We start from the raw sequence: 13,930 nt of genomic DNA, 5'->3' as shown, positions 1-13,930 counted from the left end.
AGTTAGCTTTATTTTATATAGAATCAGCTTATTTGTTTTATTTATCAAAACCTTGCAAGGCTTTTTGGCGTTCTTCTACTTGACCTTTAGCATCTAGTTTATTACCAGCGTATACAGCTGATTCCCATGATCCGTACATTGGATTTGGGAAGATGATGAATTTTTCACCGAATTCTTTTTGCAATTCTTCAAGTTGTTTATCACGGTCAGATTCAGAAGTCTTAGAAAAATCTGCAAAGTCTACGAGGTTATCACCAAATAATAAGATAAGGTTTGTTTTTTCTTGAACTTTTTGGCGACGACCTTCTTTGGATTTTACACCGCTTTCTAAGAACATGAGATGATCACGTCCTTGAACAGGAATTCCTTCACTTTCAAGATTTTTAATGGTAGCATCTACTTGATTAGCTGAGCGGTCAGAAATATAGTAGATTTGGACACCGTTTTGATCGGCAAACTGAAGAAAATCTTTGGCACCTGGGACGGCTTTTGCTGAAGCTTTTTGAACCCAAACATCCCAATTTTCGGGTGTGAATGCTGTACCATCTTTGACATTTTGTACTTGATAAGGGCTATTATCTAGGACAGTTTCATCCAAGTCTAAAACGATAGAGTAAGGTTTGTCTGATTCTGCTTTGAGCAATTCCTTTAGGTGATTTGTTGCAACGTTATAACCCTGTATGTATAAAGCTTTAGTTTCAGCTGATTTTTGATACCAAAGGGTTGACATAGTGTTTTCTCTTGACCGTAGTTGGTCATATGTCATTGTAACTTGATTATCAGATGAGCTATTATTGCTTGTCTGTGTTTCTGTAGACTTTGTTGCACAACTAGCCAATAAGACGACAGAAGCAAGTGTAGAAAGGATTGTAACAGTAGTTTTTGCTGTTTTCATGAAATATCTCCTATTTATTCATTTCAATAAATAGTATATCACGAGGGAAAAGTTAAGGCAAGCTATTCCCTGAATATGGATGAAGATAATGTAATGAAAAAAGCGATTATTAACTTGAAATGTAGTTTCACCTCTAATTATTGACATTTCAGGAAAAATCGCAGTAAAAACTGCACAGCCTTCTTTAAATGTGCTATAATACAGGAAAAAATAATAATGGAGGTCGTCGCGATGATAACAACATTTTTGATGATTTTTGTGGTGGTTTGTGTGCTTCTATTGGTGATAGTCACACTGAGTACAGTTTATGTGGTTCGTCAGCAGTCGGTGGCGATTATTGAACGCTTTGGGAAATACCAAAAAGTTGCCAATAGCGGTATTCATATTCGCTTGCCTTTTGGGATTGACTCGATTGCAGCTCGGATTCAGTTGCGCTTGTTGCAAAGCGATATTGTGGTTGAGACTAAGACAAAGGACAATGTGTTCGTTATGATGAATGTAGCGACTCAGTACCGTGTCAACGAGCAGAGCGTGACAGATGCCTATTATAAACTCATGCGTCCTGAATCTCAAATTAAATCTTATATCGAAGATGCCCTTCGCTCTTCTGTTCCAAAATTAACCTTGGATGAATTGTTTGAGAAAAAAGATGAGATTGCTCTTGAAGTTCAACACCAAGTAGCAGAAGAAATGACTACTTACGGTTATATTATTGTGAAAACCTTGATTACTAAGGTCGAACCAGATGCAGAAGTCAAGCAATCCATGAATGAAATCAATGCGGCGCAACGCAAACGGGTCGCAGCGCAAGAATTAGCGGAAGCAGACAAGATTAAAATCGTCACTGCAGCTGAAGCCGAAGCAGAAAAAGACCGCCTTCATGGTGTGGGGATTGCCCAACAACGTAAGGCGATTGTGGATGGATTGGCAGAGTCTATCACAGAACTTAAGGAAGCCAATGTTGGTATGACAGAAGAACAAATCATGTCTATCCTCTTGACCAACCAGTATTTGGATACTTTGAATACCTTTGCCTCTAAAGGAAATCAAACCATCTTTTTACCAAATACGCCAAATGGTGTGGATGATATCCGCACACAAATCTTGTCAGCCCTTCGCGCTGAGAAGAAATAATAGACTAAAGAGCCTGGAGTCAGGCTCTTTTTAGTGTTCGTGAGAGATAAGTCTTAGCTTAAGCAAGACGATTCAAAAAAGTTACTAACAGGTTGTGGATAAGTGTGGATAACTTCTGATTATTTTAGAGATAATTCTTATTGGGGTGACCAATCTAGTAACTTTTTAGAATTATAAAGTAGTTTTAATTCCTGTAAATAAAGAGTTAAGCACAGCTTGGGATAGTTATTCACAACTTGTGGATAACCTTGGGGATAGAGTGTAGGCCTACTAATGATAAGCAGATAGATACCTAATACTCTCGTTGTTATAATAGATGATATAGAGTGTTTCTCGTGAAACATTCTATTTCTATACCTTTTTCGAGTTATAGGTGATTTAGTTCGATAAACTCAAGAGGGATGATAGATTAAAAGAAATTATGTTGCTTGACTATTGGAGGGATTATGGTACATTTAAAATGAGTAAAACAGGAAATAGAGGCTGAAAAGCTATTATTTGCGTTCGTAGATTGTTTTCGTCAAATTTGGGAAAGGTTGCTATCGGCATATACACATTCCTAAAAAAGAAATGTTAGTAGAATTGGTAGGTATGATTTTAGGGAGTTTTGATTTTATAGATGATCCTACTCATGGTTTTTGCATGGATAGTGTTGTTTGGAGTGATGAGGATTTTTATTATGTTAGTTTTATTGTGGGAAGATTTACTTCGTTTTTTCTTGAAATTGAGTTTTTGTCCAGCCTCTAAACAAAAATTTAAGTTTAGTCTAGATAAGCCTAGTATTTTAATGAGATGGTTTATTGTGACTTGCTAGATTAGTTGCTAAATCGGTAGTTAAGAGTAAGTTTTATTTTTTCAAACGTCAAGTGCGTCTTATGTTATCAATAATATTGTAGCAACCCTACCATTTCTGCTGACTTTTTTACATAGGGTGTGGTAAAATACTGGCACGAGCGTTAGGAATGATAGTTTTTCAATTTATAAACGAATTTCAGGAGGTAAATGAGTATGACACCATTAAAATGGTTTGCAGGAGGAAGCGAAAGGCGTTGTGAAGCCATGACGATTATAAGTCATCTATTGGAAGGTATAAACAATACGTCTCAACTTGCTCCTTTGAAAAATCTGTTAGTGAGTTATAAAAGACGATTAGAGGACGATGGGACCTCTACTCCGTTTATCCTGAGCCAAATGAATGTTGACATCTCACGTGTGTTGATTGACAATAAGCTGACTTTGTCAGAAAGTCAAGCTGAGCAGATCAAAAAAATGAGAGAACTATCTGCTATTCGCTATGGTTACTGATGAAGTGCAGGGATAAATCCCTTTCTACAATTTCCAGTCAAATAAATTGCATTCGTTTTCTCAAGCAGGTATACTAGTATAGTTAGATGAAAAATTCTGAAAATTTAAGAATAGAAAAGAGAACAAATCTTATGGCAAAAGATATTCGTGTCTTACTTTACTACCTTTACACTCCAATTGAAAATGCAGAGCAATTTGCTGCAGATCACTTGGCTTTCTGTAAATCAATCGGCCTTAAAGGCCGTATCCTAGTCGCTGACGAGGGAATTAACGGAACAGTTTCAGGTGACTACGAAACAACTCAAAAATATATGGACTACGTTCATAGCCTCCCAGGAATGGAAGACCTATGGTTCAAGATTGACGAAGAAAATGAACAAGCCTTCAAGAAGATGTTTGTTCGCTACAAGAAAGAAATTGTCCACCTTGGTTTGGAAGACAACGACTTTGACAACGACATCAACCCACTTGAAACAACAGGTGCTTACCTGTCTCCAAAAGAGTTCAAAGAAGCCCTTCTTGACGAAGATACCGTTGTCCTTGATACACGTAACGATTATGAGTATGACCTAGGACATTTCCGTGGGGCTATCCGCCCAGATATCCGCAACTTCCGTGAGTTGCCACAATGGGTTCGTGATAACAAGGAAAAATTCATGGACAAGCGTGTCGTGGTTTATTGTACAGGTGGCGTTCGCTGTGAGAAATTCTCAGGCTGGATGGTCCGTGAAGGCTACAAAGATGTCGGCCAATTGCACGGAGGAATCGCAACTTACGGTAAAGATCCAGAAGTTCAAGGTGAGCTTTGGGATGGGAAAATGTACGTCTTTGACGAGCGTATCGCCGTAGATGTTAATCACGTCAATCCAACTATCGTAGGGAAAGACTGGTTTGATGGAACACCGTGTGAACGTTATGTCAACTGTGGAAATCCATTCTGTAATCGTCGTATCTTGACATCAGAAGAAAATGAAGACAAGTACCTTCGTGGATGCTCACACGAGTGCCGTGTTCATCCACGTAACCGCTATGTTTCAGAACATGAATTGACACAAGCTGAAGTGATCGAGCGCCTAGCCACTATCGGTGAAAGCTTGGATCAAGCAGCTACTGTATAAGATCAAACAGTCCTTAGGGGCTGTTTTTCTATGCTTTTTACTCAAAAATCTAATACTCAATGAAAATCAAAGAGCAAACTAGGAAGCTAGCCCAGGCTGTACTTGAGTACGGCAAGGCGAAGCTGACGCGGTTTGAAGAGATTTTCGAAGAGTATAAAGTTTGTTTCTGTATCTTTCAGAAAAATAGGGTATACTATATGTAAACGATTTCAAAGGAGTCCAGTTATGTCGAAAACATTTTTTATTCCAAATAAACAGAGCATTTTAGGAGAACAAGAGATTTTGACTGCCAAGTCGATCTTGGCCTTGGTAGATGGTTTGGAGTCGCATAGTTATGATGCAGTCTATCTCCGTCAGCCTCTTAATCGTCTCGAGTATATCGAGTGTGCGATAGTGGGGCAATCACAATTTCTTTTTAAAGTCAGTTATGATGATGGTCAAAAGGCTTACCGTGTCGATCTTCCTGACCTACTAACGAAGACAGACTGGCAGATTATCAAAGCATTTTTAGAAGCCCTACTTGCTTATACAGGAACTGAGATTGAAGGACTAAATGGTTTTGATTTTGAAGCTTATTTCCAAGCAAGTATTCAAGCCCATCTGACAGATAATGTAGCTCGTTTTACGATTTGCCAAGGAATTTTTAATCCTGTTTTCTTTAGTCATGAGGATTTGAAAAGCTTTTTAGAGGAAGATGGCTTGGCTCAGTTTGAAGCGCGTGTACGTGCGGTTCAAGAGACAGACGCCTACTTTGCAAGAGTTTCTTTCTATCAAGATGGAGAAGGCCAAGTGCATGGTGTTTACCATCTGGCTCAAGGAGTCAAGACAGTATTACCGAGAGAACCGTTTGTTCCTGCAGTCTATATGGAGCAATTGGTGGATAAGGAAGTGCAGTGGGAGATTGACTTGGTTCAAATCACAGGAGATGGCTCTAAACCAGAAGACTATGAAGCCATTGCCCGCTTGAACTATGCAAAATTCCTAGATTCACTACCATCAGCATCTTACCACCAACTAGATGCCAATCAATTAGAAGTGCAACCCATCTTAGACAAAGATTTTAAAGCATTAGCACAAGAAGAGTAAAGCAGAAGCAGGTCAATTGACTTGCTTTTTGATATATAAAAAATCCTGCCATGAAAGACAGGATTGCTACTCAATGAAAATCAAAGAGCAAACTAGGAAGCTAGCCGCAGGCTGTACTTGAGTACGGTAAGGCGAAGCTGACGTGGTTTGAAGAGATTTTCGAAGAGTATGAAGTTTAAAGAAAGGCCAAGATACGAAGATAATCTCCAATCAGTGCCACTTCAGCTACAAAGAAGAGGAGGATAATCACTCCGTTCACAAGGACAGACAAGAATAACTGATAAAAGGAGTCGGTTTCACTTGCTTGACTTGGTCTTGTAATGATATGGAGACTGGCAAGCAGAATGATTCCAATGCTAATCATACACAAGAGGGCTGTAAATCGTAGGCTGTCAAAGAAGGCAAAGAAACTAGCAATAGCAGTGAGGAAGATTGGAATTGCTAAGAGTTGACTATATTGTTGGAGAACCTTTTCTAGCGTCCAGTCCTTTTCCTGGTGGATAAATCGTCTCACGACGAAACTACCCAAGAGGAATGAAAAGAAGAAGAGTGTTGTCGCTACTAGGATAGAGATAATCGAAAAGAGATTTAATGAAGCAAATTGTTCAGGGAAGTGATTATGCATATTTGCTATATGTCCATAGTAAGCATGTTTGATGTGGTAGATACTAAAGAAAAAGGAAGATGCAGAAAACAGAATGAGCAAGAGGAAGGCTGTATAACTGTGTGTGCTACTTGTTTCAAGATTGCTCGTAGGAGATTTGATTGCTTCCACTAGCCAAGACCAAAAATCAAGCGCTTGCTCTTTCCATTTATCCGTAGATTTTGGAGCTTGGTCGGGGATATAGGGACTTTCTAAGGATTGACTGATAAGAAGGGGCTCTTTCGTGGTTGGTTTTTGCTGAGGAAGTGCTTCTTGACTCTCTTCAGCTATAGTGACTTTTTCTGTTTCTTTAGAAAGGTCTTGCTCTTCTTCAGTAGAATCTAATGCTTTCTTTTCTTCTATTTCTGTTCTCGATTCACTGTCTTCAGGCGTTTCAATTTTCTCTTCTTGCTGGCTCTCCAGTTCGACTTCAGCTTGAGAGACTTCCTCCTCTACTTGAGTATTTTTTTCAATTGGTGTATCGAGATCGGCTATCGTTTCTTCAGCCTTGTCTGCAAGATTTTTGGGTTGTTCATCAGGCTTGTTCTTGCTTGTTGTTTTTACAAAATCATTACTTTCAAACCATTCTTGTTTCATGGTAGGACCTCCTTTTTAGTTAGATAAATATGCTTTCATAGTAGCAGATGTAAGCGCTTTTGTCAACGATTTCTAGAAGCAGACTCGTGTTCCTCTGATTTAAGTAGATAGATATCCTGTTCTGCTCTTGCCATGAGTTGATCGTTTGCATCTGCTTTTTCTATTTTATAAGGATTGCTTAATCGTTCATCTTTGTTTTCTTTGTTGTTAAATGAATGTCTTCCTTCTCTCACAAAATGAAGAATAGAAGCATGTTTTGTTGAAAGATCTAAGTTGATTCTTTGTTTTTCTTCTTCGGAAAGTAGCAGTTTTAGGTCTGTTTTCGCTACCAATTCCACCTTACCATGTACTTGGATATTTTCAGCGTGGATGTGATGTTTTGTTGACTCTAGCTGACTATCTGTAAGGTCTGTATCAAAGATATTGATAATATTTTGTGTTGTGAGTTTACTGTTTTTGATACGACTTCCTTCAATTCGGAGGAGATAGCCATTATTGGTATTGATGGTCGCATTTTCAAGACTAGCATTAGTGATACTGGTTTGTCCAAGATTGGCTGACACGTTGATTCCTTTTAGACTTCTTCCCTTTGGAACTTGGAGAATAACTTTATTAAAACGACTAGAGTAGCTACTTGCGATATGGAGAATCCCGCCAATTCCAGAAGAGAGAAATGGAGTTTCAGACAGTTTCTTATCAGTGAGGCTTAGAGTTTTGTCGCTTTGATTTGTGACAAGATCATGGTTAGCAGAAATAGATGGATGATAAGAAATGTGGATTTGATCATCGAAAGAGTCTGTGATGGTGAGCGCGTGTTGGTGGAGCGTAATATCTAGGTTTTCGACTTCCTTGCCAAAGGTCAGCTCTTCCATCCGACTATCATAGACAGGTTCCTTGGACATGGCAAGTAGGCTCTTGATTCCGTCAGATTGGATACCTACAAAAAGCAGGATAAAGCCGATAACGGTAGTCACCACACCAAAAATGAGAAATCCTTTTGTCAATTTACGCATGCTGGTCACCTCTCTTTCCTTTTTTGAGAACAAATTGCACCAGGCGAACAATGAGTAGACCGAAGAAGCGAGCTACATAGGAGATACCTAGTAAGACCAGCGAAGAAGCACCGATGGCTAGTAAACCAGAGCCGAAAATCAAGATAAAGGCTGATTTAGCTTGGGCTAGGACAGTGAAACTTTCAACTAAAAATAGGAATCCGCCAATGATACCAAGTATGGAAATCGCAAAGAAAGCCAAGATGACAGTCAAGGCTGCCACAAGGATTGCGAACAGGGACACGAGAATGGCGATTCCCAGAGGAATACCGATGGGTGCTGCAAGGAGAGCTAACAAGGCGATATGCAAAATTTGTCGGTTATTCTTTTGAGCGGGTGCCTCATTAATTTTTTTATCGAGAAGATTGGAGAGGACTTCGTGAGCTGCTTCCTTAGGAGTTCCCAAGCTAGCGATGAGTTCTTCTTCTCCTTCAACTCCAGCATCGTCAAAGAGTTCCCTGAAATAGTCCATGGCTTCAATTTGGTCAGCCTGAGGTAGTTTTTTGAGATAAAGTTCTAGCTGAGTCAGGTATTCAGTTCTTGTCATGGCGGATACTCCCTTCTATGATGCCATTGATGGTGTCTGTATAAAGTGCCCATTCATCTTTTAGGGTCACGAGCTGCTCTATACCACCGTTTGTCAAGGAGTAGTATTTGCGCATGCGACCTTGGAACTCTCTAGAATAGGTTGTCAGAAAGCTATTGCCTTCCAATTTTTTGAGAATGGGATAGAGTGTGGATTCTTTGATATTAGCGATCAGCTTAATGGTTTGGCTAATCTCATAACCATAAGAATCATCCTGCTCCAGTACGGCCAAGATGAGAAATTCAATCAAGGCAGAGGATGTTGGAAAGTACATGGGGAACCTCCTTTTCTAATGTGTAAGATTTTTATATATAATTTTTCTACACATACATTGTACATCTAAAAGAAAGCCCTGTCAAGAGAAATGTGTAAAATTTTTATATATAAAAAACTCCTAGTAAAAACTAGAAGTTTAGAGAATTTTATCAGCTCTGTCCACTGTGAAGAGAGCCACAGTCATCAGGATATCAACGAGTAAGAGGGCAGCTACAGCTGGTACCCAAGAGTGGAAGAGGTCAAAACTGTAACCAAAGAGGGTTGGCCCAAAGGCTGCTAGGATATAGCCTCCTGTTTGAGATAAACCAGACAATTGGGCTGTCTTTTCAGGGGCGCTTGTCTTGAGTGAAAAGTTGACCATGAGATAGGGGAAGAGGGCGCTGGTTGCGGTTCCGATGAGGAGATGGATGGCAAGCCAGTAAATGAAACTATTGATCGGGAAGAAGAGCATGGAAATGCCGACCACGCCAGCTAGTGAAACCAGAGTGAGCATGAGCTGACGATTGCGAGTTGATAAGCTGGTTGTCAGACTTGGGATGGTCATTGAAAAAGGAATGCTAATCAGAGAGAAGATAGAGGTCAGCAAGCCAGCTTCGTGACTGGATAGGCCTGCGTGGATAGCCATGGTAGGTAGCCAGGTCATAGCGGTGTAAAAGAGCAGGGATTGAAAACCTGCAAAGACAATCACTGCCCAGACCTGTTTATTACGCATAACCTTTGTTTTGCTTTTTTGTTTGGTTTGTGGAGCCAGTCTGTGATTATAGTGGTGATTTGGGAGCCAGACCAAAAAAGTTGCTAGACAGAGCAGGGTGAGGAGGATGATAAGTCCTTTCCAAGAACTGGCTTGTGTAATAGGTACAGCCAGATAGGAAGCCAGAGCCGTTGCAATCCCCATAGAGGTTACATATAAGGTGGTCAGAAAACCAATTTTCTTTGGTTGATTGGCTTGGATAAGACTAGGAAGCAGAACATTGATGACTGCGATACTTGCTCCAACCATCAAGGTTCCTAGATAGAGCAGGGGGAGATTGATTAGTCGAATAAGTGAGCCAATGGTCAAGAAGAAGAGGCTGTAGGTGAAGAGATGCTCCAAGCCAATTTTCTGAGCCAGTCGGGTAGAAAAGAGCGAGAAGAGGGTAAACATGAGGAGAGGAAGGCTGGTCAAGACACCAAGTGAACTAACTTCTACTCCCAGCCCTTGAGCAATATCTCCCAAAATAATGGGTAAAACAGTAAAAGGAGTTCGCAAGGAAACACCAATCAGGATAATACCTGGAACAAAAAAGAGTGATTGCTTTTTCATAAAATACCTCTTCTAACTTATTTTAATGACAGCTTATTTTAAGGCTTTTTCCCTATAATGTCAAGTAAGGTTTTGGGCTTTCAAGATAAAAATAGGAAAGTCTTGAAAATTATGATAAAATAGTGGGAGGAAATCTATATATTGGAGAAAAACTGTGCTTGAAAAGCAAAAAATCAGCGTATTGATGTCGGTCTATATCAAGGAAAATCCGACATTTTTAAAGGATGCTATTGAGAGTGTTCAAAATCAGACTCTGAAACCGAGCGAATTGGTTCTGGTTGAGGATGGGCCTTTGACACCTGAGCTCTATCAGGTATTAGAGCAGCTTGAAGCTGAGTCTAATATTCCAGTGAAACGTTGCCCCTTAGAAGAAAATCAAGGTTTGGGTCTGGCTCTTCGATACGGTGTTTTGCAGTGTCAGTACGATATCATCGCTCGTATGGATACGGATGATATAGCTGTTCCAGACCGTTTTGAGAAACAGCTTCAGCTAATGGAGAAGGACAACCTCGACTTATTAGGTGGATATATTGCAGAGTTTATTGATAATCCTGATGAGATTGTTTCCTACCGTCGTGTTCCAACCCAGCATGCAGATATTGTAGCTTATCAAAGGATGAGAAGTGCCTTTAACCACATGACTGTCATGTTCAAGAAGGATATGGTTCTCAAGGCAGGCAACTATGAAGATGGCCTTTATATGGAGGATGACCTCCTCTGGCTTAATATGATTACTGCAGGAGCCAAGACTGGAAATCTGGATCAAATCTTGTGTCAGGTTCGTGTCGGAGCAGGAATGTTTGAACGTCGTGGGGGACTGCGTTACCTCAAACTCTATCGTCAAGCTCGTCAACGGATGCTGAAGCGAGGACAAATTTCTTACATGGAGTATGCCAAGAGTGTTGCCATTCAGATGATTGTTGCCCTTTGTCCCGGATTTGTCCGACAGTTTATTTTTATGAAACTGTTACGAAAAAGCAAGTAAAAGATTGTAGCAAATCGTAAACTGGATAAAAAGTGTTATAATAACAATATAATGCTCTTCGAAAATCTCTTCAAACCACGTCAACGTCGCCTTGCCGTAGGCATGTGACTGACTTCGTCAGTTTCATCTACAACCTCAAAACAGTGTTTTGAGCAGCCTACGGCTAGTTTCCTAGTTTGCTCTTTGATTTTCATTGAGTATAATCATCTGACTCTTTTAAGGAGGAGTAAATTTCTATGAATAAAAAACTCACAGATTATGTGATTGATCTGGTGGAAATTTTAAATAAACAACAAAAACAGGTTTTCTGGGGAATATTTGATATTTTGAGTATGGTGGTTTCCATCATTGTATCTTATATCTTATTCTACGGCTTGATTAATCCAGCACCTGTTGACTACATTATCTATACGAGTTTGGCCTTCTTGTTTTATCAATTGATGATTGCATTTTGGGGGTTGAACGCTAGTATTAGTCGTTACAGCAAGATCACAGATTTCATGAAAATCTTTTTTGGTGTGACTGCGAGCAGCGTCTTGTCATATAGTATCTGCTATGCCTTCTTGCCGCTCTTTTCAATCCGTTTCATCATTCTCTTTATCTTGTTGAGTACCTTCTTGATTTTATTGCCACGGATTACTTGGCAGTTAATCTACTCCAGACGCAAAAAAGGAAGTGGTGATGGAGAACACCGTCGGACTTTCTTGATTGGTGCTGGTGATGGTGGGGCCCTCTTTATGGATAGCTACCAACATCCAACTAGTGAATTAGAACTTGTCGGTATTTTGGACAAGGATTCTAAGAAAAAGGGACAAAAACTTGGTGGAATCCCTGTTTTGGGTTCATATGATGATCTGCCTGAATTGGCTAAACGCCATCAAATCGAGCGTGTTATCGTTGCGATTCCGTCGCTTGACCCGTCAGAATATGAACGTATCTTGCAGATGTGTAATAAGCTGGGTGTCAAATGTTACAAGATGCCTAAGGTTGAAACGGTTGTTCAAGGACTTCACCAAGCAGGTACTGGGTTCCAAAAAATTGATATTACGGACCTTTTGGGACGTCAGGAAATTCGTCTTGATGAATCGCGTCTGGGCGCAGAACTGACAGGTAAGACCATCTTAGTCACAGGTGCTGGAGGTTCAATCGGTTCTGAAATCTGTCGCCAAGTTAGCCGCTTCAATCCTGAACGCATCGTCTTGCTCGGTCATGGGGAAAACTCAATCTACCTTGTTTATCATGAATTGATTCGCAAGTTCCAAGGAATTGATTATGTGCCAGTGATTGCAGATATTCAAGACTATGATCGTCTATTGCAAGTCTTTGAACAGTACAAGCCAGCTATTGTTTATCATGCGGCAGCCCACAAGCACGTTCCTATGATGGAGCGCAATCCAAAAGAAGCCTTCAAAAACAATATCCGTGGAACCTACAATGTTGCTAAGGCTGTTGATGAAGCTAAAGTACCTAAGATGGTTATGATTTCGACAGATAAGGCAGTTAATCCACCCAATGTTATGGGAGCAACCAAGCGCGTGGCGGAGTTGATTGTCACTGGCTTTAACCAACGTAGCCAATCGACCTACTGTGCAGTTCGTTTTGGGAATGTTCTTGGTAGCCGTGGTAGTGTTATTCCAGTTTTTGAACGTCAGATTGCTGAAGGTGGGCCTGTAACGGTGACAGACTTCCGCATGACCCGTTACTTTATGACTATTCCAGAAGCTAGCCGTTTGGTTATCCATGCTGGTGCCTATGCTAAGGATGGAGAAGTCTTTATCCTTGATATGGGTAAACCAGTCAAGATTTATGACTTGGCCAAGAAGATGGTGCTTCTAAGTGGACACACCGAAAGTGAAATTCCAATTGTTGAAGTTGGAATCCGCCCAGGAGAAAAACTTTACGAAGAACTCTTGGTATCAACCGAACTCGTTGACAATCAGGTTATGGATAAGATTTTCGTTGGTAAGGTTAATGTCATGCCTCTAGAAGCCATCGATCAAAAGATTGAAGAGTTCCGCACTCTTAGTGGAGATGAGTTGAAGCAAGCCATTATCGCCTTTGCCAATCAAACAACCCACGTTGAATAAAAAAGAAAAACGCATATTATCAGGTCTTGAAAAACCTTGGTAATATGCGTTTTGTTATGTGTAAACTTGCTTCATTTTATTCTGATACTCAATAAAAATCAAAGAGCAAACTAGGAGGCTAGCCGAAGGTTACTCAAAGCACAGCGTTGAGGTTACAGAGAAAACTAACGTGGTTCGAAGAGTATGAAATAGAGTTGTTGCCCAGTCTATGTTATTGAAAATACTCCAAAACTTCTAAGGGCTTGTGGGCGATATAATCAGGCTGATAGTTGAGCAAATCTGCTTGCTCTCCAAATCCCCAAGTGACGGCCAATTTCTGAATGCCTGTTTCTTGAGCTCCCAGCATATCAAACTTGGTATCTCCGATGATGATGGCTTGTTCCGGTGCTAGTTGATGTATCTGCAAGGCTTGGCGAATGACATCTGCCTTATGGGGTGCTTCAGGGCTGGAACCATAAATGCCATCAAAGAAATGATAGATTCCTAAGTTTTTAGTCATGTCTTGAGCGGTTGGAGTATTCTTTGTAGTGGTGATATAAAGAGGGTAATTGCTCGATAACTTCTCAAGCAAGTCTACAATCTGAGGAAAGAGTTGAGCTTCATGGATGCCTTTTGCCTTGTAGTAAGAACGGTATATCTGGACAGCCTCAGAAATTTGTTCTTTGGGCAGGCAGGTTGCAAAACTACTTTCAAGGGGTGGTCCCATAAAACCACGAATAGTTTTGGCATCAGGGCTAGGCACCCCCATCTCCTTGAAAGTATGGGTAAAGGCATTGTGAATCCCGATAGAACTGTCAACGAGGGTTCCATCCAGGTCGAAAAATATAGCTGAGATAGAGGTCATGGTTTCTCCTATTTGATAA

At 40.4% G+C, this 13,930-nt stretch carries 14 protein-coding genes and 1 pseudogene; 8 read left to right on the top strand and 7 right to left on the bottom strand.

Features of this window, described 5'->3' with window-relative positions:
• Positions 1-37 precede the first annotated feature (37 nt).
• Positions 38-895, bottom strand: a complete 858-nt coding sequence (locus tag RWP09_RS01600) for a 5'-nucleotidase, lipoprotein e(P4) family (protein WP_261035676.1) — start codon at positions 893-895, stop codon at positions 38-40.
• Between the two features lie 249 nt (positions 896-1,144).
• Between RWP09_RS01600 and RWP09_RS01595 the strand changes: the two genes are divergently transcribed.
• From RWP09_RS01595 to RWP09_RS01570, 6 genes and pseudogenes are all read left to right on the top strand, one after another.
• Positions 1,145-2,029: an SPFH domain-containing protein gene (locus RWP09_RS01595; RefSeq protein WP_004235732.1), complete on the top strand. Its 885-nt coding sequence runs from the start codon at positions 1,145-1,147 to the stop codon at positions 2,027-2,029.
• A 570-nt stretch (positions 2,030-2,599) separates the two neighbouring features.
• A complete protein-coding gene (locus tag RWP09_RS01590; RefSeq protein ID WP_314433330.1) occupies positions 2,600-2,776 on the top strand; it encodes a hypothetical protein in 177 nt (58 codons plus the stop codon).
• Positions 2,777-2,891: 115 nt separating this feature from the next.
• Positions 2,892-2,969, top strand: a pseudogene (locus tag RWP09_RS01585) (CPBP family intramembrane glutamate endopeptidase); the annotation flags it as partial.
• Between the two features lie 68 nt (positions 2,970-3,037).
• Entirely contained in the window at positions 3,038-3,334 is a 297-nt protein-coding gene (locus RWP09_RS01580) for a bacteriocin immunity protein (RefSeq protein WP_314433329.1), read from the top strand.
• Between the two features lie 131 nt (positions 3,335-3,465).
• Positions 3,466-4,452 (top strand): rhodanese-related sulfurtransferase, encoded by a 987-nt coding sequence (locus RWP09_RS01575; protein ID WP_314433328.1) that lies wholly within the window; start codon positions 3,466-3,468, stop codon positions 4,450-4,452.
• A 225-nt stretch (positions 4,453-4,677) separates the two neighbouring features.
• Complete coding sequence (locus RWP09_RS01570) at positions 4,678-5,538, top strand: DUF4299 family protein (protein ID WP_314433327.1); 861 nt, start codon at positions 4,678-4,680, stop codon at positions 5,536-5,538.
• Positions 5,539-5,713: 175 nt separating this feature from the next.
• Here the strand turns inward: RWP09_RS01570 and RWP09_RS01565 are convergent, their stop codons facing one another.
• The 5 genes from RWP09_RS01565 to RWP09_RS01545 form a co-directional block, all read right to left on the bottom strand.
• Positions 5,714-6,778: a DUF6574 domain-containing protein gene (locus RWP09_RS01565; RefSeq protein WP_314433325.1), complete on the bottom strand. Its 1,065-nt coding sequence runs from the start codon at positions 6,776-6,778 to the stop codon at positions 5,714-5,716.
• A 62-nt stretch (positions 6,779-6,840) separates the two neighbouring features.
• The gene (locus tag RWP09_RS01560; protein WP_314433323.1) at positions 6,841-7,791 is read right to left on the bottom strand and encodes a DUF4097 family beta strand repeat-containing protein; all 951 of its coding nucleotides are present in this window, start codon (positions 7,789-7,791) and stop codon (positions 6,841-6,843) included.
• Positions 7,784-8,377: a DUF1700 domain-containing protein gene (locus tag RWP09_RS01555; RefSeq protein WP_261101947.1), complete on the bottom strand. Its 594-nt coding sequence runs from the start codon at positions 8,375-8,377 to the stop codon at positions 7,784-7,786. Before RWP09_RS01555 ends, RWP09_RS01560 begins: the two co-directional genes overlap by 8 nt.
• The gene (locus RWP09_RS01550) at positions 8,364-8,690 is read right to left on the bottom strand and encodes a PadR family transcriptional regulator (RefSeq protein ID WP_000273858.1); all 327 of its coding nucleotides are present in this window, start codon (positions 8,688-8,690) and stop codon (positions 8,364-8,366) included. Before RWP09_RS01550 ends, RWP09_RS01555 begins: the two co-directional genes overlap by 14 nt.
• A 138-nt stretch (positions 8,691-8,828) precedes the next feature.
• Entirely contained in the window at positions 8,829-9,995 is a 1,167-nt protein-coding gene (locus tag RWP09_RS01545) for an MFS transporter (RefSeq protein ID WP_314433319.1), read from the bottom strand.
• Positions 9,996-10,149: 154 nt separating this feature from the next.
• On the opposite strand from RWP09_RS01545, the gene RWP09_RS01540 reads away from it, so the two are divergent.
• On the top strand, positions 10,150-10,980 hold the full coding sequence (locus RWP09_RS01540) for a glycosyltransferase (protein WP_314433317.1): 831 nt from the start codon (positions 10,150-10,152) through the stop codon (positions 10,978-10,980).
• A gap of 236 nt (positions 10,981-11,216) precedes the next feature.
• The gene (locus tag RWP09_RS01535; RefSeq protein WP_314433315.1) at positions 11,217-13,067 is read left to right on the top strand and encodes a nucleoside-diphosphate sugar epimerase/dehydratase; all 1,851 of its coding nucleotides are present in this window, start codon (positions 11,217-11,219) and stop codon (positions 13,065-13,067) included.
• Positions 13,068-13,278: 211 nt separating this feature from the next.
• On the opposite strand, the gene RWP09_RS01530 is transcribed toward RWP09_RS01535, so the two are convergent.
• Positions 13,279-13,911, bottom strand: a complete 633-nt coding sequence (locus tag RWP09_RS01530) for an HAD family hydrolase (protein WP_314433312.1) — start codon at positions 13,909-13,911, stop codon at positions 13,279-13,281.
• Between the last annotated feature and the right edge of the window lie 19 nt (positions 13,912-13,930).

The organism is uncultured Streptococcus sp. (assembly GCF_963521255.1).
Taxonomy (GTDB): domain Bacteria; phylum Bacillota; class Bacilli; order Lactobacillales; family Streptococcaceae; genus Streptococcus.
Note: the sequence above shows the minus strand (reverse complement) of the source record. Positions and strands in the feature narration are given on the sequence as shown.